General features: G+C 46.0%; 15 protein-coding genes. 6 read left to right on the forward strand and 9 right to left on the reverse strand.

Features of this window, described 5'->3' with window-relative positions:
* Nucleotides 1-62 precede the first annotated feature (62 nt).
* From ACFGVR_RS19720 to ACFGVR_RS19735, 4 genes are read right to left on the reverse strand one after another with little or no spacing between them, the layout of a single operon-like run.
* Entirely contained in the window at nt 63-248 is a 186-nt protein-coding gene (locus ACFGVR_RS19720) for a hypothetical protein (protein ID WP_448699192.1), read from the reverse strand.
* Nucleotides 245-3,346 carry an efflux RND transporter permease subunit gene (locus ACFGVR_RS19725; RefSeq protein ID WP_448699193.1) on the reverse strand — a complete coding sequence of 1,034 codons (3,102 nt, stop codon included), beginning with the start codon at nt 3,344-3,346 and terminating at the stop codon, nt 245-247. Before ACFGVR_RS19725 ends, ACFGVR_RS19720 begins: the two co-directional genes overlap by 4 nt.
* Nucleotides 3,339-4,280 (reverse strand): efflux RND transporter periplasmic adaptor subunit, encoded by a 942-nt coding sequence (locus tag ACFGVR_RS19730; protein WP_448699195.1) that lies wholly within the window; start codon nt 4,278-4,280, stop codon nt 3,339-3,341. The genes ACFGVR_RS19725 and ACFGVR_RS19730 overlap by 8 nt, the downstream gene beginning before the upstream one ends.
* 1 nt (nt 4,281) lies before the next feature.
* Nucleotides 4,282-5,529, reverse strand: coding sequence for a TolC family protein (locus ACFGVR_RS19735; protein WP_448699196.1), 1,248 nt, complete (start codon nt 5,527-5,529; stop codon nt 4,282-4,284).
* 265 nt (nt 5,530-5,794) lie between these two features.
* Here ACFGVR_RS19735 and ACFGVR_RS19740 point away from each other — a divergent pair, with 265 nt between their 5' ends.
* A complete protein-coding gene (locus ACFGVR_RS19740) occupies nt 5,795-6,859 on the forward strand; it encodes a M20 family metallo-hydrolase (RefSeq protein WP_448699197.1) in 1,065 nt (354 codons plus the stop codon).
* A 444-nt stretch (nt 6,860-7,303) separates the two neighbouring features.
* Here the strand turns inward: ACFGVR_RS19740 and ACFGVR_RS19745 are convergent, their stop codons facing one another.
* On the reverse strand, nt 7,304-9,613 hold the full coding sequence (locus ACFGVR_RS19745) for a GH92 family glycosyl hydrolase (protein WP_448699198.1): 2,310 nt from the start codon (nt 9,611-9,613) through the stop codon (nt 7,304-7,306).
* 156 nt (nt 9,614-9,769) lie between these two features.
* Between ACFGVR_RS19745 and ACFGVR_RS19750 the strand changes: the two genes are divergently transcribed.
* The 3 genes from ACFGVR_RS19750 (at nt 9,770) to ACFGVR_RS19760 (ending at nt 13,474) form a co-directional block, all read left to right on the forward strand.
* Nucleotides 9,770-10,297, forward strand: a complete 528-nt coding sequence (locus tag ACFGVR_RS19750; protein ID WP_448699199.1) for an HdeD family acid-resistance protein — start codon at nt 9,770-9,772, stop codon at nt 10,295-10,297.
* 122 nt (nt 10,298-10,419) lie between these two features.
* Nucleotides 10,420-12,210 carry an alpha-L-fucosidase gene (locus tag ACFGVR_RS19755; RefSeq protein WP_448699201.1) on the forward strand — a complete coding sequence of 597 codons (1,791 nt, stop codon included), beginning with the start codon at nt 10,420-10,422 and terminating at the stop codon, nt 12,208-12,210.
* A 37-nt stretch (nt 12,211-12,247) separates the two neighbouring features.
* Nucleotides 12,248-13,474, forward strand: coding sequence for a glycoside hydrolase family 88/105 protein (locus ACFGVR_RS19760; RefSeq protein WP_448699202.1), 1,227 nt, complete (start codon nt 12,248-12,250; stop codon nt 13,472-13,474).
* A gap of 61 nt (nt 13,475-13,535) precedes the next feature.
* On the opposite strand, the gene ACFGVR_RS19765 is transcribed toward ACFGVR_RS19760, so the two are convergent.
* The 4 genes from ACFGVR_RS19765 to ACFGVR_RS19780 all read right to left on the reverse strand — a co-directional run bounded on the left by ACFGVR_RS19765 (nt 13,536) and on the right by ACFGVR_RS19780 (nt 20,049).
* A complete protein-coding gene (locus ACFGVR_RS19765; RefSeq protein ID WP_448699203.1) occupies nt 13,536-14,792 on the reverse strand; it encodes an alpha-1,2-mannosidase in 1,257 nt (418 codons plus the stop codon).
* Nucleotides 14,793-14,807: 15 nt separating this feature from the next.
* A complete protein-coding gene (locus ACFGVR_RS19770) occupies nt 14,808-16,700 on the reverse strand; it encodes an alpha-L-fucosidase (RefSeq protein WP_448699204.1) in 1,893 nt (630 codons plus the stop codon).
* A 93-nt stretch (nt 16,701-16,793) separates the two neighbouring features.
* Nucleotides 16,794-17,996: an alpha/beta hydrolase family protein gene (locus tag ACFGVR_RS19775; RefSeq protein WP_448699205.1), complete on the reverse strand. Its 1,203-nt coding sequence runs from the start codon at nt 17,994-17,996 to the stop codon at nt 16,794-16,796.
* Nucleotide 17,997: 1 nt separating this feature from the next.
* A complete protein-coding gene (locus ACFGVR_RS19780) occupies nt 17,998-20,049 on the reverse strand; it encodes a discoidin domain-containing protein (RefSeq protein WP_448699206.1) in 2,052 nt (683 codons plus the stop codon).
* A 240-nt stretch (nt 20,050-20,289) separates the two neighbouring features.
* Between ACFGVR_RS19780 and ACFGVR_RS19785 the strand changes: the two genes are divergently transcribed.
* The gene (locus tag ACFGVR_RS19785) at nt 20,290-20,871 is read left to right on the forward strand and encodes an RNA polymerase sigma factor (protein WP_448699207.1); all 582 of its coding nucleotides are present in this window, start codon (nt 20,290-20,292) and stop codon (nt 20,869-20,871) included.
* A 93-nt stretch (nt 20,872-20,964) separates the two neighbouring features.
* Nucleotides 20,965-21,936: a FecR family protein gene (locus tag ACFGVR_RS19790; protein ID WP_448699209.1), complete on the forward strand. Its 972-nt coding sequence runs from the start codon at nt 20,965-20,967 to the stop codon at nt 21,934-21,936.
* The last annotated feature ends 4 nt before the right edge of the window (nt 21,937-21,940 follow it).

Below are 21,940 nucleotides of genomic sequence, written 5' to 3' on the forward strand. Positions count from 1 at the left end.
AAAGGTTACGGTAGATGATATCGTAACCTTTTTGTATTGCTAACGGTGGAGTTATTTGCCTGTTAGCTGTGGTAAACCGATCCGGATGTAAACGGGGGGCTTGCGTGTGGGGTGAGCGCTCCCTCTACGCCGCCCGGAACACCACCGCTATGAACAGCGTTTTGACTAATCAGGTGCAAGCCAGGCGCTTCCCATGTTTTTTTTGATACAGGGAAGCCTAAATCATCTTTCTGTTTGTTTTCCATCATATGCAATCCGGGTCTACCTTTTTTTCCAGTTCGGCTTTCTTTTCTGCTTCGCGCTCTTTGTCTTTCCCGATCATTTTTAACAGAACCGGTAATACGATCAGTAATAAAGGCAGGGCAAATATCAACCCGCCGATTACCGCAATAGCCAGCGGCTGGTGTAATTGCGCGCCTGTACCTATACCTAATGCCAATGGCAACAGCGCGATGATAGCGCCGGTAGCCGTCATTAACTTAGGGCGTAAACGCGCGGCAATGGCGTGTACGATACTCTCCTGGGACGTCCACGCGTAACTGCCGGTATCGTATTGATGATAGGTAAAAATGGCGTTTTCGGCAATGATGCCGATGATCATGATAATGCCGGTGTAGCTGCCTACGTTTAGAGGCGTATGGGTGATGAGCAAGGCCAGGAAGCATCCCGCCGCTCCTAACACCGCCAGGAAAATAATAATACCGGCTGCCAAAAAGTTACGGAACAATACCAGCAACACGATGAATACCAATATACTGGCTGTGATGAGGATGATCAATAACTCTTTAAAAGCCTGTTGCTGCTGCGCATAATCGCCGCCGTACTCAATGTGGTAGCCGTTGGGCATGGCCAGCGTGCTCAATTTAGCCTGTATTTCTTTTAAGGTGCTGCCCAGGTCGCGGTTATCAAGGCGGGCTGTTATTACGCCCATCATCTTTTGATTTTCGCGAACGATCTCGGCCACACCTGATTCTATCTTAACATTAGCTAAGGACGAAAGCGGCTTGCTTTGTCCGTTTGGCAAAAATATGTTTGCCGCACGAAATTGCTGAACCGAAGTTTGCGAGGCATTAGGATAAATCATCCGGATATTGACCGATTGTTCTTTATCTACAATACTACTAATCACGTTTCCGTCGAGCTGGGCCTGTAATTGGAACTGGAAATCGGCGGGGTTCATACCTAACTGGGCCAGTTTGGTTACATCAGGGTTAACGTTGATCTCGGGGCCGGCAATGGTTATCCCGTTAAAAACGTCGGCGGTGCCTTTTACTTTTTCTACCAGTTCGGCAGCTTGTTGAGACAGGTCCTGCAATTTGGCCTGATCGTCGCCATAAACTTTAATTTCAATAGGCTGCGCCGATGCCATTAAGTCGCCCAGCATATCTCCTATCACCTGGCCAAAATCGACGGTCAGCTGCGGCAATACGGCCTGTATCTTCGCGCGGATCTCGTCAGATACCTCGTCGGTGGTTTTATCGCGCTTCTTTTTGAGTTGAATGAGATAATCGCCGGTATTAGGTTCGGTAATAAAAAAGCCCATCTGAGTACCCAGCCGGCGCGAATATGAGGCTACTTCGGGTGTATGCAGCACAATATCGTCCACCTGTTTTAACATGCGGTCGGTTTCTTCGAGGGTAGTTCCGGGCGGGCTCTTAAAATCGAGCACAATGGCGCCTTCATCCATAGCCGGTAAAAAACCCGATTGCAGTTTGCCGGGTATAATAACGATCATGGCGATGCAAACCGCAATAAATACGATGCTGATAACCGGTACCCGTAAAAAGAATTTGATCCAGCCGTCTTTTACCGGTTTCTGCTTATGTTCTTTTTTCGGCTTAAGCGGGATAAAAATAAACAGCATAGGCAGCAGCAGCCAGGTGACAAAAAACGACATACTGAGCGTAATGATCATGGTGAAGGCCAGCACTTTAAAATATGCGCCTGCTACCCCGCTCATCAGCACAAAGGGAATAAATATCACAATGGTGGTGAGCGAAGAGCCTATCATTGACGGAAAAAGGTACGAGATGGCCTTACGCACGGTATGGTGCATGCCTTCGGCTGGATGCTCTTCGTAGCTGCGGAAGATCTGCTCGACCACAATAACCGCGTCATCTATCATTAAGCCTATAGCTGCGGCTATCGCGCCAAGCGTCATGATATTGATACTGTAGCCGGTTACCAATAAAACAACTATGGATAATGCTAATGTGGTTGGGATGGTAATGAGGATAATGGCGCTCGCTCTAACCGAACGGAGAAAGACGATCACCACCAATATAGCCAGTACCAAACCTATCCAAAGCACATCTTCGATGCTCTTTACGCTGTCGTGAACAAAATCAGCTTGTTTGTAGTAGGGTTTGATGTGTACATCTTTGGGCAGTATTTTGCTTAGTTCGGCCACCTTTTGTGATACATCGTTATTCACATCGATCAGATTGGCATCGGGCTGTTTGATCACCGCAATGAGCGGTACATCTTTACCGTTGGCATTGATGCGTACGTACTCCTTTTGCTCAGTAATTTTGACATCGGCAACATCTTTTAAAAAAATGGTACGGCGTGGGCTATTAAGCACCACCAGGTTTTGCAGTTTATCGATATTATCGATAGCGTTGTTGGTGAGGTTAAGATAAAGCCTGCCATGATCATTAATATACCCGTTTGACGCCAGGATATTGGCCTGGGTAATGGCTGTTGATATTTGCGAGGGCACAATGCTGAGGGCCGATAACTTTGCCGGCTGCAGGATAACCTCGTATTCTTTGGTTTTACCGCCAATAATGGCAATATCGGCAACGCCAGGCGCCGCTGCTAAATACGGGCGCACCTGGTACTGGGCTATTTTTTTAAGCTCGATGGCTGACCGGTTACCTTCGAGCGAAAAACCCATGACCGGTAAAATGGAGGGATTCATTTTCTGGACATTGATCTGCGTATTGGCCAGCAGGTCGCCTTTTACCTGTTCGGTTAAAGCCTGTACCTGCGCCATTGCTTTATCGATATCGGTATCCCAGTTTAAAAAAATATTGATCTCCACACTTCCGCGCGATGTAGCTGAACGGATAAGGTTTAACCCTTCGGTGCGCTTAATGGCATTTTCGAGCGGGATGGTAACCGTGGTCATCATTTTATCTACCGGCTGCTGCCCGGCATCGGCTATCACCTTTATTTTAGGGAAGGTAATATCCGGAAACAAGCCTGTTTTAAGGTTGTTAAAGCTATACACGCCACCCATAATGATGAGGATGAGTAAGCCTAACAGCGGTTTTTTGTAACGATGATGAAGCCCCCCTAACCCCTTAAAGTGGGAGTTTGCACCTTTTGGCTGATCAGTCATTTGACTTTCCTCCGCCTACTTTTACTTTTGATGAATCGGCTAAGCCATAAGCGCCATCCAAAATAATTTTATCGTTTACGGTCAGTTGGTTGGTTTGCACTTCCTGGAGCGAGTCGGGCGAAATTTTGCCTGCCTTTACGGCTATCTTGTATGCCTTGCCATCGGCACCTAATTTAAACACCCAAAAATGCTCCTGTGTTTCGTCGGTTTGCACAGCCTTAACCGGGACAGCCAATCCTTGCTGGGGATCGGACAACGGAATAACAACCTTTAAATTAGCGCCTTCGGGCAATTTTGCGGATAATATGGGAACGATAAATGATTGCGTTTGCGATGCAGGGTCGGCGGTTGGCAAACCCGACTGCAGGATTTTGTTTACTGTACTGCCATCGGGTAATATAACAGTACAGGGTGTACCGGCATGTACTTTTCTAAGATATTCGACAGGTACATTAACCAGCAATACCAACGACGATTGCTGGGTCATGGTAGCCAGGATATCGCCTTCGGCAACATAATCGCCGTTTTGGTAGTTTACCGCTGTAAGGATACCGCTTGTACCGGCCACCACAGGGATGGGCGCACCGAATTTGGCCAGTATACCCGATTCGTCGATCTTTTTAAGCGCCTGCTGCTCTTTACTGGTAATGGTGCAATAAACGCTGCCTGCCTTTACGTTATCGCCCATTTTCCAGCCCCGGTGGTGTATATAACCGGCAATAGCTGCTCTTATAACCGCTTTTTGCTGGTATTGGGTTGTCCCTGTAAAGGTAATGCTGTTGCTAAAGGTATGGTTAACCGGGTTACCAACAGTAACCACGGGGATGCTTGCTACCGCGGCATCCTCACCGGCAGCCGGTGGGGCACTTGAGCATGCCGCCTGCAATAAAAGCAAAGTACCTAAACCCAAAATGAGGTGAATGTTATTTTTCATTTTACCAGTTATAATAGTTGTATTGGTTGGTGAGCGTAAACAGCTGAACCCTGGCTGTTGTAAGGCTCTGTCTAACGGTAGCGTAATCCTGTATCGATTTTACGTATTCTAATATGGATAGCTGCCCGTGTTGTAATTTTTCCCTGTCTATACGGATCAGCAGCTCCTGTTTTTCGCTGAGTTGTTTGATCAAACCAATGCTGGTGTTGAACATATCGATCTGACGTTTGATGTTTTGCAGGTAGTTTTTTTGTTGCGCGGTAAAGTTTTCGCGGGCGTAAGTAATGTTTTGCTGACTTATTTTAACCTGGGCATCATTGATCTCTTTTTGTTTACCATCATAAAGTGGTATATTGAGATGTAAGCCTGCCTGCATACCTACATTGTGATAAATATTGGAAATGTCGGATGATAAAATACCAGTATTGGCTGCAAGGCTTAACTGCGGCTTGTATTTGTTATTAAACACATTTTGCTGCGCCACCAGGGCCAGGCTATCCAGCTTAAATTTTTGTTTGTAATAGTAAGCCTGCGGATCGGGCGCGATGGTGAGGTTAGGTTCTGATAATTTAACCATGGCGGTATCAGTTATTACCGCCGAGCTTTTAAGAGCCATGTAAGCATTAACTTCGGCTATCCGGGCTTGCGCCAGATCGTTCTCATGGCCGTTCTGCTCAATTTCGAGCAGTAAATAATCGCTTTGCTGTAATAAGCCGTGTTTTACCAATGCCTCAACCGTAGCTTTACGGTTTTTTACTTCGTTTACTATCTGAGTTAAATATTCTTCCTGCTGCTGAAACTGGTAAACCTGGATATACTGGTCGGTTATAGCTTTACGCAGATCATGCTCCAATTGCGCTTTTGCATTACTATTGATGGCTGCCTGATTGTTATTTTGCTCCTGCAAATTGTTGATAATGCCTTTATTGAACAAGTTATAGGATAAGTTCAATTGCGTTGCATACAAGCCACCGTTGGTGAGTGCCGGGTCGTAACCAAAGGCATCGGCGGGCGGATTGGGTGAGATAGTTAACGCACGGCCGCCGCCAAAATAGGGTACAAATAAATAATCGGACGTAAAATTAACCTGCGGCGCCTTGTTTTGCGCATTGATCATCCTGGTTTGCAAAGTATAAAACTGCTGCTGGTTAATATTTTGCCTGATACCGGGATCGTTCTTTAAAGCGTGATCGATAAAGTAATTTAAATCAAGCTGTTGCGCCTGCGCGGGCTTAAACAAACACAGCAAGATACAGGAGGATATAATAGATAGTATGGTGGACCTCATTAAAACAAAATTGCTTGTATATAACGAAAATAGCATTTAAATCTGTAGAAAAACTGAATCAAGTAAATATAGATATTTGCAATATGCCTACAGCACATCCACGTGCCGACTTAGCTTTATCACACAGATATTACAATAATTACTTAGTGATGTTTTAAACTAAACTGGATTATCTTAATCAAATGCCTAATTTTACCAATAAAATAATCCGGGGTAACCCGCCTATATGACAGCTACCGATAAACTGTTCGATGAAGCGCTTGCTTTGCTTCAGCACCTGATAACAACGCCATCTTTTAGTCGTGAAGAATCGGCTACAGCCGAAATTATTAACGACTTTTTAACCAGCCGTGGTGTAAAAACATACCGTAAGATGAACAATATATGGGCCTATAATCTGCATTTTGACGCGGCGAAGCCTACTATTTTGCTCAACTCGCATCACGATACGGTAAAGCCGAACAGCGGTTATACCCGCGACCCGTTTGAAGCTAAAATTGAAGATGGCAAGCTTTTTGGCCTTGGCAGTAATGACGCCGGCGGCCCGTTAGTATCGCTTATCGCGACGTTCCTTTACTTTTACAATCGGGAAAACCTGAAATACAATATTTGTTTAGCTACCACTGCCGAAGAAGAGATATCGGGCAGCAATGGTTTGGAGCTGATCATCCCCGACCTTGGTCCGCTTGATTTTGGAATTGTGGGCGAACCTACCCAAATGCAGCTGGCTATTGCCGAGCGCGGGTTAATGGTGTTGGATTGTACAGCCTTAGGCCGTGCCGGGCATGCCGCCCGCGAGGAAGGCGACAACGCGATCTACAAAGCCATGAAAGATATCGAATGGTTCAGGACGTATAAGTTTCCGAAAGAGTCGGAATTGTTCGGGCCTATCAAAATGTCGGTAACCATTATCAATGCGGGCTCGCAGCATAACGTGGTACCGGCAAGCTGTACCTTTACTGTTGATGTACGCGTTACCGATGCTTACCGCAATGAAGAAGTACTGGAAATGATCAAGGAACATGTGGAGTGTGAGGTTAAGGCACGTTCTATCCGCTTAAAACCATCATCGATAGATAAAAACCACCCTATTGTACAATCGGGCATTGCACTTGGACGCGATACTTATGGCTCGCCTACCACGTCGGATCAATCGTTACTGGATATCTCATCGGTTAAGGTTGGCCCGGGCGACTCGGCCCGCAGCCATACGGCAGATGAGTTTATTTATGTGCATGAGATAAAAGAAGGTATTGAGCTGTATGTGAAAATGCTGGAAGGAATTGTTTAATCCCTTCGCTGAGCCCTTGCTTATTTCGGATTTCGGATGTTCGATTTCGGATTTATTATGATCGGCTAATTCAACCATTCAATCTTAAAATCGGTGGGTGGGTATTTGTCGGTATTTTTTATAAAAGATCAGGCAATATCCCTATTTAAACGCTGTAATATGCTTTTTTTACTTTTTATACCCGCCAAACAGGGTGGGTATTGGTGGGTATACCCACCTTGTACTGTAACAGATCAATTAACGTTTATTCGATCATTCAAAATCAATCATTCGATCCTTAAACCCAGGGGGGAAATAGTAAGAAATATTTCAATGATCTTATTGCAGTTTAAAGAACGATCACTTGATGTGTGACGATGTAAATATACTGAAAATAAGTTAATTATCCAATATTGATAAATCCGAAATCGAACATCCGAAATCCGAAATCAAATCATTTGCACCTTATTTATACCCGCTATTTGAGGCTTTATTGCTCATATAAAACACCAGTTTACCGCCGCTCATAATTTCGGTGTGGGTAAGGTAAGGATGATCTAAAAATTGGCCGTTAAGGGTTACTTTTTTGACGTAAACGTTCTTTTCACTTTGGCCTACAGCTTCGATACTGAATGTTTTGCCATTGCCTAAGTTTATGGTCGCGCCATCGAAAGAGGGGCTCCCTAAAGAATACCTGTCCGATCCCGGCGCTACCGGGTAAAAGCCCAGCGTGCTGAAAATATACCAGGCACTCATTTGCCCGGTATCGTCGTTACCGCCTAAGCCGTCGGGCGTTGGCTTATACATGCGCGGGATGATCATGCGCACACGTTCCTGGGTTTTCCAGGGTTGACTGGTCCAGTCGTACAGATAGGCTACGTGGTGGCTTGGTTCGTTGCCATGCACATAATTGCCGATGATACCGTCGCGGGTAATGTCTTCAGTTTCGGCAAAGTATTTATCGGGCAGATTCATGGTGAAGAGCGAGTCGAGGTAAACGATAAAGCGCTTATCACCGCCCATCAGTTTGATCAGCGTGGCCGGGTCGTGCGGCACGTACAGGGTATAGTTCCAGGCATTACCCTCAATAAAACCCTGGTTGATGGTGGATAGCGGGTCGACGTTCTTTTTGAAAGTGCCGTCGCCAAGCCTTGGCCGCATAAAATGAGTTTGCGGATCGAACACATTATTGAAATTCTGCGACCGTTTGATGAACTCGTTATACACATCGGTACGGCCAAGTTTTTTAGCCAGCTGGGCAATGCACCAGTCATCGTAAGCAAACTCCAGGGTTGATGACACCGCGTTACCATCCTTATCGTCAGGAATGTATCCCATATCGATATAATAACCCAAACCCATAAAAAAGCGCTGATGGGCAGTGGTTACGCAGGCATCCAAAGCTTTGCTGGCATCCACACCTGGCGCGCCTTTGATGGCGGCATCGGCCAGTACGGATACGCTGTGGTAGCCGCTCATGCACCAGTTCTCATTCGCCGAGTTTGACCAGATGGGCAGCATACGTTCCGGACTTTGCTCAAAATGCGCGATCATCGACCGTACCATATCTGCATTACGCTGGGGCTCAATGATATTGAACAGCGGGTGCAGCGCACGGTGCGTATCCCACAGCGAAAACGTGGTATAATTTGTAAAACCCTCGGCGTGGTGCACATTTTGATCTAGGCCTTTGTATTGCCCGTCAATATCCATGTAAACCGTCGGGTTGATCATGGTATGGTACATCGAGGTGTAAAAGTTCTGCTTGTCGCCGATGCTTTTAGTATCGATAGTGATCTTGCTTAGCTCCTGCTGCCAGGCTGCCTGCCCGTCGTTCTTTACTTTTTCAAAATCCCAGCCCGGTATTTCGGCCTGCATGTTTTTCAAAGCGCCGTCCATACTTACGGGTGATATCGCCATCTTTACTTTGATCTTCTCGCCTTCGGTGGTCGCAAAATCGAAGTAGGCCCTGATCTGCTTCCCGGCCACTTCGGGGAAGTTTTTGCTTTGGTTGAATTTGCCCCAAAAGCCCCGGTAAACTTCGCGCTTTGAACCATTGACGTTACCATAAGCCACAAACGGTTTTGAAAAACGCATTGCAAAGTACAGCGCGCGATTTTTGGCCCAGCCGTTGGTTTGGCGGTAACCCACAACGGTACCGTCATCCATTACACGCATATAGGTCCAAACGTTCTTATCCTCATAATTGTAAATGCCGGCTATCAGATCAAGGATAATATGTGCCTGATCTGACTTAGGGAAAGTATACTGATGAAAACCCACGCGGGTACTGGTAGTCATTTCGGCAGTGATGTTGTAGTCATCAAGCTTTACCTTGTAGTAGTTTGCCTCCGAAACCTCATTGGCATGTGTAAAGGCCGAACGGTAGCCACTGCGCGGGCGATCGGCGGTACCGGGGTTGAGCATCAGCTTGCCAACGGTAGGCATGATCAGGAAGTCGCCCAGATCTGAGTGACCGGTACCGCTGAAATGGGTATGGCTAAAGCCAACGATGGTTTTATCATCATACTGATAACCGGCGCAGTATTTATATACATCCGGGTCGTACTTACCGTTCTTTACATAACCAACCGTATCGGTCTCGGGGCTCAGCTGCACCATCCCGAAAGGTACCGTAGCACCCGGGAAGGTATGCCCCATGCGCTGCGTACCAATAATGGGTTTTACGTATTGCACCAGGTTTTCGGCAGGTTTGGTTTGCGCCAGGCTGATAACAGGAATAACAGAAATAATTGCGGTGAGTAGTTTTTTCATTTCGTTGGAGCTGTGTTTCGCACGATGCAGGGATCGTATCTCAAAATAGCACAAAAAAAGCCGCATTCCGAAAACGGGAAACGCAAAAATGATACACCAGGTGAACCGGTAAAACTATTTGTTTACTAAACAGTTATTCAAAAAAAAACTAAAGTCATGGAAATTACTGTTGACCGCAGCATCAGGCATTGGTGGGTATTTGTACTAAGGGGTGCAGGCTTCTTTTTTTTGGCCATATACCTGTTCGGTTCGCCCGAAAACGCCTTGCAGATCATGGGGTACCTGTTTAGCCTTGCCATTTTATTTGCCGGGCTGACCGAAATTTTCCATGCCTATAACGATCGTGGATCACCGGTACGCAGCTGGCACTGGATCATCGGTATCGTTGATATTATACTGGGCCTCATTCTTTTTAGCCATGTGGGTACCAGCATTACCATTTTACGCATCGTGTTAGGATTGTACATTTTGTTCCGCGGCATATCGATACTCAGTTTTCGCCGGTCATTCGGCCGTAACTGGTGGGTAACTGTCGGCGGTCTTATTGTATTTATTTTCGGACTGATCGTTTTATTCAACGGCGCATTCGGTAACATGACCATGGTTACCTGGACGGCAATTGCTTTTCTGTTTATGGGCCTGCTTAACATTTTGCTGGGATTGAGGCTAAAGCCTAAGAGCTAAAAGATACCTCCAGCCAAAAAACCCGAAATCGAACATCCGAAATTCCAGATGCGCCAATTTAATTGAATAACGCGCCAATACCGTTCAATTTACCATGCGGTTTTATTTGCATTTTGTGCAGCATGACTTCTACTAAAAAATCGTTATTTGTTCTTTGTTTCCTTGCGGGATTTACCGCTCCCCTGTTTGCCCAGGATACTGAAAGCTGGGATAAAAATGTATCCGGTAAAGAGCACGCCAATATCCAGTGGTTTAAAGATGCCAAATTCGGCATGTTTATTCATTGGGGTTTATTTTCGCAAACAGGCGGCAGCTGGAACGGTAAAAACTACTACGGCATATCCGAATGGATGATGAACCGCGGGAAAATACCCGCTGCCGATTATGCTACCATTGCGAAACGCTTTAACCCTACCCGGTTCAACGCACAACAATGGGCACAGATAGCCAAAGATGCCGGGATGAAATATATGGTAGTTACCGCCAAGCACCACGAAGGTTTCGCGATGTTTGATTCTAAAGTATCCGATTTCAACATCGTAAAAGCAACACCTTACGGTAAGGATCCGATGAAGGATCTGTCGCAGGCGGTGCGTAACGCGGGTTTACAGTTCGGGTTCTACTATTCGCAATACCTCGACTGGCACGAGCCTAACGGCGGCGGTAACCGCTGGGATTTTGATGATAAAAAGAAAGATTATGCACTGTATTATAAAACCAAATCAATCCCGCAGATCAAGGAGCTGGTGAGCAACTACGGCCAGTTAGGGTTGCTTTGGTTTGATCAGTCGGGCGGTTTGGATAAAGCCGGTACCCAAAACCTCATCAACGAAGTGCGGGCCATCCAACCCGGATGTTTGATCAGCAGCCGTGTGGGCAATGGCCTGGGCGATTTTAAGGATTATGGCGATGGTGAAGTGCCTGCCGTAGTAACTACGCCCGGCGCGTGGGAGGCGCTGTTCACGCATAACGATTCGTGGGGTTACAGCAAGTTTGATTATAACTTTAAAACCCCGAAGGAGATCATTCGCCTGCTGGCGACCGTATCCTCAAAAGGTGGTAACCTGATATTGAACGTTGGCCCTGACAGTACCGGGCAGATCCCACCCTACTCGGTCAAATACCTGCACCAGGTAGGGCAATGGCTCAAGGTAAACGGCGAAGCTATTTATGGTACAACGCAAGGCTTTATCGGCCCACAGCCCTGGGGAGTTACTACCTCAAAACCAGGCAGGCTATTTCTGCATGTTTTTGAAAGGCCCCGCAATGGGTTTATTGTAATTCCGGGGTTTACACAGGCGGTAACCGGTGTACATTTGCTGGCAGGCAAACGGCCTTTGACTTTTACTAAAAAGGGTAATGATATCTTAGTCAAGCTACCGCCTTTGAGCGATGATCAAAATACGGTACTCGTGATAAATTATGCTGGTAAGGCCAATCGACCGGATATCAATGCGCCACTGATGGTTTCATCGCAATATGCCAACAATCCGCTTGACGCGGTGTATGCCCATGTATCGGGCAACAGCCAGGTAAAAAGCATTACTTCGAGCCATTACTTTGGCGATTGGAAACATAGTACCTGTATCACCAACATGACTGCACCCGGCGACATTGCCACTTTTAAAACCCGTGTTATGGAACCGGGCGATTATAAAATAACACTGGAGTATGCCTGCAGCCCTGCGCAAGCCGGACAGGAAGGCGCGGTGACCATCAATGACAAAACTTACCAGTTTCAAACTTTAGCAGTTAACGATTATGATAGTCATAAACCATTGTTATTTATCCACCAAACGGTGGCAATTACCAGTATTACTAAAGCCGGTTTATATGAATTGGCTATACACCCCTTACAACAAGGCAACGAATTATTTAAACTGAAAACCATTTGGCTCGAGCCTGTTAATTAACTTATCTTTAATCAACCAATCAATAAATCAATTTTTTATGAGATCATTTTTATGCCTGTTACTTATTGGCTGTTCATCGTTTGCTTTTAGTCAGGATGCGGCCAATACCGAAAAAACTGTTCGCCTGGTGGCCGATCGGATCATCCAGAACACTACCTTTAAATTTGTAAACAATAAAACCCATGAAAAGTACGATTCGACCAAAGGGCTTGAGCCTTCTGCCGATATCCGGGCCGAAAGCACCTACAATAAATGGGCCTATGTAAACGGGGTTTTAACCGTTGGTATGGTACACATGGCCGATGTGCTGGGCGACAAAAAGTATTCGGATTACTCACAGCATAACTTCAATTTTATCTTTGATAACCTTGGTTATTTTGAAGGGCTGTACAAAGCTAAATCACCCAAACCCGAATATGGCGCGGTGTTCAGCATGAGCAACCTGGATGCCTGCGGTGCTATGGCTGCGGGGCTAACCGATGTTGATGCTTTAGCTCACCGTAATGACTTTCGCGCGTATCTGGACAGGGCTGCCGATTACATCAGCAACAAACAACTGCGCCTGCCCGATGGTACACTATCCCGTCCCCAGCCACGCTACATGACGCTTTGGGCGGATGATATGTACATGAGTATCCCCTTCCTTGCACGTATGGGTAAATTAACCGGCAATACCAAATACTATGACGATGCCATTAAACAAGTTGAAAATTTTGCCAAATATCTATACGATCCGTCGACAGGTTTGTACATCCACAACTATTATTCGGATGTAGCGATGAACGGCGTGGCACATTGGGGCCGCTGCAACGGCTGGATAGCCATGGCACAGGTTGAACTGTTGAGCAACCTGCCCGTTAATCACCCAAAACGTGCTGAGCTGATCAAATTATTATTGCGCCAGATAGTTGGCTACTCACGTTACCAGGATCAAACAGGTTTATGGCACCAATTGCTTGATAAACCGGATTCGTATCTCGAAACATCGGTAACCGCTATGTTTACTTATTCGGTTGCCAAAGCGGTTAACGAAGGCTGGATCCCGGCAAGTTATATCGACATTGCTAAACAAGGCTGGAAGGGCCTGCAAACTAAAATAACCCCTGACGGTCAACTGCAGGATGTTTGCATTGGCACCAATATGGAAGAAGACATCAAGTTTTACTACACGCGCCCTACCGAACTCAATGATACCCACGGACTTGGCGCTTTACTGTTAGCCGGAACAGAAATGATCAGGTTTGACAAAACGCCGAAGAAATAATATCCAAAACAGAAAGGCTTATCGCAATTGATAAGCCTTTCGTAGTTCTTTGATCTGATCTTTATAAACCTTTCAGGTGCCTGCGGTTCTTCACCCAAAGCAGGCGGGCAGCAATCTGTGGCGACGAGCCAACTTTATTGCGGGTAATTTCGATATTACCGATCAATTGATAAGCATCCGGGCGAATATCGGCCCAGTAAATGTATTCGTCGCGCACAAAGTCATCACCGCCACCGTGGCCCGTACCGGTTGTACCGTCAACACGGCCTGCAAATTTGCCATCCTTAACCGTGCCTAATACCACATCGATATAGGTATTGGCAAACGGCATGATGTCGCTCAGTTTTAACCCGTAAAGTCCGCTGTTATAAGCCAGCACTAAACCTTCCGAATCGTAAGCAAAATGGTTGGTATCCTCCATGCCGCGGGGCTGAGCAAGCGAGTACGGGTATACCCGGCAATCTGAACCAATAGCCGAGCGATTAGGATGTGCAGTTTCGATAAACCAATACACGTTGGATTTGCCAATGGCTATGTATCGCGCCAAACGTTCGGGCTGGTCATTCAGCAACCTGTGGCACAGCGCCAGCCGTGTAAAGCCATCGGTAAGCAGCCATGCCTGGTTCCAGGGCGCTTCTTCGTTTGCTTTATAGGTATTGGGCGCACCCGGAAAATAATAATGGTTTTTATCTTTTGTGCGGATAAAATGCGGCATTATCCAATGGTCGATCACATAGTCGCCCTCGGTTAGATACTTTATGGCGCGTTCTTTATAGGTTGCGCCAAAGTTATTCGGGTCGCCAATGCTTACTTTATCGTTCCATATGGCAGGGGTTTGTAAGATCAGGTAGGCACAATAACAAATGTGCCCCACCGTGGCGCCTTCTACAGTTCCGCCACCACCAGCAACATCGCCGGTCTTTGCCGGGAAGGGCCAAACCGGCTCTACACTGCCTGTCCACATTTTTAACTGCCCGCCTTTGTCGGCTGCTAAAATATCGTCGCGGCCAGAAAGCGCGACATCGCTCAGCAGGATCATCTTATCCAGGATCTCCTTGTCGTGCGAAACTTCATACATCATGCCGCAGGCTTCAATAGCCTTACCGGGATTGCCAAACACCCAGCTATTGCCGCTATTAGGCTTGGGAGTCTCCCAATTGGCCATGTAATTTTTAAAGGCATCAATTTCATTTTTGGTAACCGGCCCGCTTAAGCTTTCAATGATCATCGGGCTGCCTGGTGCAGGCACTTTAGGTTTATCCGTAAAGGCTACACAACAAATCGCCAAAGGCAATACCAATAATTTATTCACTTTCATAATTTATGATATCAATCAGTTAACCGGAATTAATTCAACTTCCAATGTTTTCATCAAATTTGCTTTGCCGATCTGCAAGGCATTCAATTGCAGGGTATGCGTACCGGGTTGTAAGCTTACCGTGCCTATCTCCTCTTCTTTCACCTGTTCTTTAGGCGTTGATTCCACCTTGCCACTTTTCGCGAGGTCACCGAGCTTTAACTCGTAAGTTCCTTCGTCGGTATTATCAGCCAGGTATTTCAAAACCACTTTAAATTTGGCAGCCTGTATCAACCTGAAAGTCCATTGAATGTGCTGATCGGCATTTTTCCAGCCATCAACATAATAATGGTCGGTTTTACCATCGCCAAAACCAAAGCCTTTGCCTGTTAGCTCGGCATCAAAGGCCAGCAAATGATTGGTAACGCCGGTACTGGTCACCAGGCGTGTTTTATCAGTTTCAATATCGCCTTTGGTTTCTAACACGATCACAGTATTTACCGGATCAGGTGCTTGTGCCGGAACGTTGATGTTTACATCCAGCGGGTTTACCCTTTTAACGGTCAACGCTTTTTTAGCCGGGTCGGTCAATAAATATGCTTTCACGATATTGCTTTTTAAGCCGCCAATAGTAAGTGACCCATTTGTGGGCCAGTTAAACACATGCAAGTACAACAAATTGCCTTTACGTGTTGATACGCCCCAGCTTTGAAACGGTAGCGGTGTTTTGGTGGTTTGATAAATGCTGACTGCGTTTTTATCCATCCATTTGGCGATGCCGTTCAGGATGTTCATATCCTCCGGCGCAAATTCACCATCGCCCATCGGGCCGATGTTCATCAGCAGGTTACCCCCGCGCGAAGCAGATTTAGCCAGCAGCTGAATAAAAAAGCCGATAGGTTTATGGCTTTTATCAAATTTTGAATATCCGTAAGATTCGTTGGTGGTCGGTATGGCTTCCCAATCGCCTGTTACCGGGAAGAACTCTGCCGGGCGGTCAGCCGTATTTTGATAATCGCCCATCTGTAAACCGCCGCCACCACGCGCCAAACGACCATTCACCACTACGTTCGGATCTGTTTCCCGGATAGCTTTCAGTATGCGGATATTTTCGGACAATGGTAATTTTTGCGGCGTATCGAACCATAAAATATCGGGGTGATACCTGGTGATCAGTTCTTTGATTTGCGGGATGGCCTTAACGTTAACATAATTTACTGCTTTCGGCAGCAACTCCGGGTGCAGATCATACCAATCGCGGCCACCAAACAGGTTTTGATCGCCGCCCGGGTTGCCGTATTCCCAATCGTTACCTGGCGCGTCAGGGTGCTCCCAATCAAACGCGTGCGAATAATAGAACCCGAACTTGATGCCATATTTTTTGCAGGCCGCCGATAGATCAGCCATCGGGTCATGTTTCCAGGCAGTTTGCTTTACTACGTTGTAATCCGTTACATCCGAGTTAAACATTGCAAAACCATCATGGTGCTTGGCCGTAATGATCATATAACGCATGCCGGCAGCTTTTGCAGTCTTAACCCAGGTATCGGCATTAAACTTCACAGGGTTAAACTGATGTGCCAGCTGCAGGTATTCGGCACGGGGTATACGTTCTTTACGCATCAGGTGCTCGGCATAACCGCTCACCTTTTTGCCTTTCCACTCGCCTCCGGGCAACGAGTAGATACCCCAGTGGATAAACATGCCAAAGCGGGCTTCGCGCCACCACTCAACGCGGCTGTCATGCGTTTTCATCGACGCCGTCCACCAGCCGTTCTTTGCCTCGTCAATAGCTTTCTGATCGCGGTTTTTAACATCATTGGCCATGGTTTTATCTTCATCACCTTTGTTTTGTGCATTAGCGATAGTTGAACCGAAGCCCAATGTACAGATCAAAAGAAAATACGGTATACCGTTCTTTAATTTCATAAGAGTTTTTAGATAGTAACAGGATAAGCTAAGCTACTTGCTGCGCTTTGTTTAATATTCATCGTTGTTTGCAATTTATTATGCAATATCACATCAATGCTGTTTAACAAACATAATCTCGCCTGATGTTTGCAAGCCTTTATCATCAGTGGCCGAAATATACCACATGGTTGTGCCTAATGGCAAAACAGGCGCCGTTATGCGGCCATTATTAAGTGTTGCTTCCGCTGATTCCCATTTACGGTTCATCAGTACGCTGGCTGTATCACGTGTAAAATTTAAATAAGCTTTAGCTACAGGTGCGTGCGTATCAATGTTAGCGCTTACGCCTTCACCGTCATATTCGGGTTTTCCAATCTTATTAAGCGGGGTTGTTTTATTGAGATAGCTGTTGATGAAAGCAAATGTTTCATCATTGCTCCAACCCAAATGATGATTATGCCTTAACCCGATCTTGATGCACAAATTTTTATCTTTTACCAGGTTATAGGTTTTGGAATAACTGTCTAAGTAAAAATGCGGGTCGTTGGCTCCGTTTAAAAACAACATAGGTGTTTTGGTTTTGCCGATGTAATTTAACGGATCATATTGCTTAACCCAGGTTTGCCGGTCGGCCTCATTTAGTTTTAAAAGTTCTGCCCGCATCGAGCTGTTTTGCAGCAGGTAACCACAACCATAAACCGGAACGGCGGCTTTATACCGGTGATCTACCCCGGCCATCAGGCAGGTAATAATTCCGCCCCAGCTAATACCGGTTATCGCCGTACGGTTTGCATCAACTTCAGGGAAGCTGCGGATCAGGTTATGCGCCAGTATCACATCGGCTACAGCCTGAAACATCCATTGCTCACTCACCTGTGGTGTGATGGTAAAATATGGAGTTAGCGAATTAGGCTCGTCAAAACCGCCATCAATGTGCTTTTTACCCGGTCCGTTACCACGCGTATCCATAGCAATGGTAGCGTAGCCCTTTTTTGCCCAAAGTAGGGCCCACTCTCTAAACGCCATACCGCCCCCACCGTGAACCAACACTACAGCAGGCAGGTTTTTATCTTTCGACCTGTCGCCGCTCAACGTTCCCGGCGTAGCATACCAGGCAAACACATTTTGCGCTTTACCTTTATATGTCAGTCCCTGGTAGATCATCCCAATGGCCGAATCGGCACTCACTACTTTATACGCCGGTACATCGTGTATGCCTTTAACATCCCACAAAGTGCCTTTAATTTGTGCCTGTGCGATATTAGCCGCTACCAATGCGATCAGCAGGGCTGCTATTTTTTGAATGGCTCTCATGTTACTTAACTGCTTTTTTAAGGTACAAACCAAACTGGCTGATAGCCGGGTATGCCGATGATTTGAGTACGGTAAGCTTAACCTTCCAAACCGTTGTTTTTGGAAAGGTGGCTATCTTGTTTTGACCGATGGTAGTTCCCTGTGCCAATAATTTCCAATCGCTGTTTACCTGGCCCTCAATCTTATATTGCAGCACATGCTCCAGGCCTTTAGGCTCGCTTATCTGCAGCGCATCAATATCAACCGGACCTTCCATATCCGCTTCAATATAAGGCACAGTTGTTTCGTCCTTAGCCGCCCAGTAAGTTGCATCGTTACCATCCAGTGCCTTTTCGCCACTGTGTATTAAACCATCGCGGTTACCATTGGTATTCACCGGCCGTAGATATGCTTCGTCCTTACCTAAACCTTTATCAACAGATACCGGCACATGCTGCGGTTTAACCTGCTTGTTTTTAAACTCAGCAATGGTGTTTGATCTGTAGCCGATGTTGTTTAGTGCCTGCATGCCCAAACGTTCTTTTAATTGCGCCAGATACAAACTTTGTACAGCTACAGGTTCATTGTGTGAGTCAAAAAAGCCTTCAGGCTCTATCGGCGAGCTATCAAATAGGCGGGCGGTTTGCTGGCGGGTGCCGGTACATCCTATGGCCCAGTTGGTCGCCCCCGGCGGTGTTTGAATGATATAGGTTTTGGCAATGCAATTCCAGGCTACGGCCCAACCCATTGTCCAGCCGTGACCTGAGCCGGCTACGCCCCTGTTCATAAAATCAATACCGCCGTCGGGCACACTGCAGTTATCAACCAGCATGCCCGTTGCCCAGCGCTGGTGTGGTTGTATGCGGCTACCTAATCCCGTAAAGGTGCAATTGAGCAATACGTTTGGCCCAGGCACCAAACCCGATGTCCACACAAAATAAGTATTGCCGCCACTTATTTCGCAGCGGTTTATCAGGTTTTGGCTGCCCTCTAAACTAAAATCGGTAGGTTTTGATGCGCCAAGGTTGGTGTAGGTATGTTTAACAACCACATGCTCCATGGTGATGCGGCTGCCGGCCAATACGGTAGCATTCATAGTTTCTTCGCAAAAAACATCCTTTACCCAGCAATCGTCGCCGCCAACACGAATGGCCGAGTATGGCGCGTGGCCGTAATCGCTTTCCAGCGCTGGGCATTGGATATGCAGATTTTCAATACCAACATGAGTAATGCGATGCGAAGCCTCCGCTTTAGCGACAGTTGTTCCTGCAGGATTTAAATATCGTGCGTCGTATGAGTCAGAAACGGAGATATTAAGAGTCAGTTTATTGCCGGTTATCTTTTCTATTCTCCGTTTAATGATCCCTTGCCTGGTTTTGGCTATCCAGGTTTCTTTTTTACCATCGCGATACATATCATCCATGCGCATAAAGTGTACCCAGGCATCGGTAACCGGTCGCCTGATGATGATAGTATCACCAACAGCAAAAGCTTTGGCATCAGCCACTGTAATGGTGTTTGTCCCGGCAGGTACATAAGCATCCGTTATCTGCGTTCGTGTTGATACGATCTCACTGTCATCGGCTTGCTCGGTACTGCCTAATTTGATATTGATATTGCCAACACCGATAATTATCGCAGCATGTGGATTGCCGGTCATGTGGATAGTAGTGCCCTTATTAGCCATGCCGCTGCCTTTTAAAACCACGCCGCTTACCGGCAATAACAATGGCCCCGAACAGGTAAAATCACCCGGCGCTAATAACACCGCCCCCCGAAAGCCATTTATCAACGGCATAGCCGCAATTTCATCAATAGCGGTTTGTATTTGTTTGGTATCATCCCCCCCCGATGGCTTTACAGTTTTCCTTACGGAGATGATGGGTAGCGCCACGCCCCCGCCCATATAGCCGGCCTGCGAAAAATCCATTATGCGATCGCCATTGGCGGTGGTTTTGTAAACTAATTTACCATTTGCGCCGGGGTACACCCATTGGCTTTGTGGTTTTTTTTGTGCAAGTAATGCTGCCGGCAACAGCAGTATAGTTAAAGTACTTATCAAAAATTGTTTCATGTCAGTAAAAGCGGTTAACGAAGCATCTGCTTAAGCCCGTCTCATATGGTGATACAGTCAAAGTAATCAATAAACAGGTGGTTATTACTATGCATTACTGGCAAATTGATATGCTCAATAAACAGGATAATGTAGGCTGCCCGGCAGGAGAAATTTCGTTCGAAAAATAATCTGTTAATAAATATTTAACACAATGGTTTTATTTCAGAAATATAGCTCCGATTACTTTTGTTGTTACAAATGAGTACAGAAGATATGCCGATTTTGAGCACGCTGGATGGTTTTGAAAGCATATTTAAGGAGAATTACACCCCTCTTTTCCGCTATGTTAACGGAATTGTTAAAGATGACGCCCTGGCCAAAGACGTTTTATCGGATCTGTTTTTAAATCTTTGGCAGGAAAAAGATAGGTTGAAGATCAATAACCTTAAGCCATACCTGTTCCGTGCGGCAAAAAACGGTGCATTAAAAGCGCTTACCTCCCATAATCAAACATCCTCTCTTAACGAAGAGCTTTTTGATATTCCTTCGGATACCTACAACCCGTTTGAAAAATTTGTAGCGAAGCAATCGATCGTCATAGTTGAAGACCTGATCAATAAACTAACACCTTTACGCAAGCAGATTATCGAATTGCGTCTGCTCGGTCTAAAATATGCAGAAATAGCAGAGGCTTTGGATGTACCTGAAAAAAAGGTAGATTATCACCTTCGCGAAGCTATTGAGCAATTAACAAGAAGCATTAACCATAGGGATCTGGACAAGGCTACCATTGCCGGCGGCTTAATGATGATCGGCCTGCTTTTCGTGATGTTAAACTAAGCCCCGCTCTTCAGGCTATAGTTAACAAACATTTAACAAACACTTAACTATTTCTTTTGGTGGAAAAGAGTGATCCGTTGCTCTTCTCTACAAATGAATACAGTAAACTGGGAACTATTAATAAACTACATCAACGGCGATTGCAGCGACCATGAAATGCAGCAGGTGCTGCAATGGAGTGCAGAGCAAGCCGAAAACCGTTATCTTTTAACATACCTTGAACGCCGGCAGGCTCAACTACAGCAACCGCTTAAGCAAGCAGATATTGATGAGCAATGGCTCCACCTGCTAAGCAGGATGTTTCCGGTTAGCCAAACGGACAATGATCAAACAAACTCATCTAAGCCTTACTGGTTTATGGGCTTGGCAGCAAGCCTGATGCTTTTTAGTCTGTTAGGTTGGTTTTATTACAAATCATCGTTAAACGGTGGCCAATTGCAATTTGCACAAACCAATGCAAACACGCGCAGCAAAGTTTCGCTGCCCGATGGTACGTTAGTGTACCTCGCCCCCGACTCAAAACTAACTTTTAAAAACTTTGATGGCCCAAAACGGGAAGTTAACCTGTATGGAGAAGCTTTTTTTGATGTAAAGCACATTTCCGACAGGCCATTTATCATCCACACCAATCAGCGCCTATCTATCACCGTATTAGGAACCTCTTTCAATGTTTATACCCGTAAACACGTTAACGCCGAAATAAAAGTTGCAACAGGTTTGGTTGGGATAATAATTAATAACCATACACATTTTTTGAAAGCCGGAGAACAGCTAACCAGCAATGCTGATAATTATAAAGTTGCCATTAAAAAGGTAATTATAAAAGATGCATCGGCACTGCAAAACGGCACCCTGGTGTTTAATAACTGCGATGCGTACGAGATAGCACAAAAAATACAACGCTGGTATAATATTAAAGTAAAGGTTTCGCCAACGGCTAAAAAAGCCCGCCGTTTTAGCGGCGAAATGAAAGATACAGGCATTGCCGACCTTTTAAACGGCCTGAGCTATGCAACCGGTATCCACTATCAATTTGAAAAAACAAACACACTACTATTATTCTAATTGC

This window comes from Mucilaginibacter aureus, assembly GCF_053514885.1.

Excerpts from the sequence above, each read along its gene's own strand:
- ACFGVR_RS19760 (WP_448699202.1), top strand. The coding sequence starts at position 12,248 with ATGAGATCATTTTTATGCCTGTTACTTATTGGCTGTTCATCGTTTGCT.
- ACFGVR_RS19725 (WP_448699193.1), bottom strand. The coding sequence starts at position 3,346 with ATGACTGATCAGCCAAAAGGTGCAAACTCCCACTTTAAGGGGTTAGGG.
- ACFGVR_RS19775 (WP_448699205.1), bottom strand. The coding sequence starts at position 17,996 with ATGAGAGCCATTCAAAAAATAGCAGCCCTGCTGATCGCATTGGTAGCG.
- ACFGVR_RS19765 (WP_448699203.1), bottom strand. The coding sequence starts at position 14,792 with ATGAAAGTGAATAAATTATTGGTATTGCCTTTGGCGATTTGTTGTGTA.
- ACFGVR_RS19750 (WP_448699199.1), top strand. The coding sequence starts at position 9,770 with ATGGAAATTACTGTTGACCGCAGCATCAGGCATTGGTGGGTATTTGTA.
- ACFGVR_RS19790 (WP_448699209.1), top strand. The coding sequence starts at position 20,965 with ATGAATACAGTAAACTGGGAACTATTAATAAACTACATCAACGGCGAT.
- ACFGVR_RS19720 (WP_448699192.1), bottom strand. The coding sequence starts at position 248 with ATGATGGAAAACAAACAGAAAGATGATTTAGGCTTCCCTGTATCAAAA.
- ACFGVR_RS19785 (WP_448699207.1), top strand. The coding sequence starts at position 20,290 with ATGAGTACAGAAGATATGCCGATTTTGAGCACGCTGGATGGTTTTGAA.
- ACFGVR_RS19770 (WP_448699204.1), bottom strand. The coding sequence starts at position 16,700 with ATGAAATTAAAGAACGGTATACCGTATTTTCTTTTGATCTGTACATTG.
- ACFGVR_RS19780 (WP_448699206.1), bottom strand. The coding sequence starts at position 20,049 with ATGAAACAATTTTTGATAAGTACTTTAACTATACTGCTGTTGCCGGCA.
- ACFGVR_RS19730 (WP_448699195.1), bottom strand. The coding sequence starts at position 4,280 with ATGAAAAATAACATTCACCTCATTTTGGGTTTAGGTACTTTGCTTTTA.
- ACFGVR_RS19755 (WP_448699201.1), top strand. The coding sequence starts at position 10,420 with ATGACTTCTACTAAAAAATCGTTATTTGTTCTTTGTTTCCTTGCGGGA.
- ACFGVR_RS19745 (WP_448699198.1), bottom strand. The coding sequence starts at position 9,613 with ATGAAAAAACTACTCACCGCAATTATTTCTGTTATTCCTGTTATCAGC.
- ACFGVR_RS19740 (WP_448699197.1), top strand. The coding sequence starts at position 5,795 with ATGACAGCTACCGATAAACTGTTCGATGAAGCGCTTGCTTTGCTTCAG.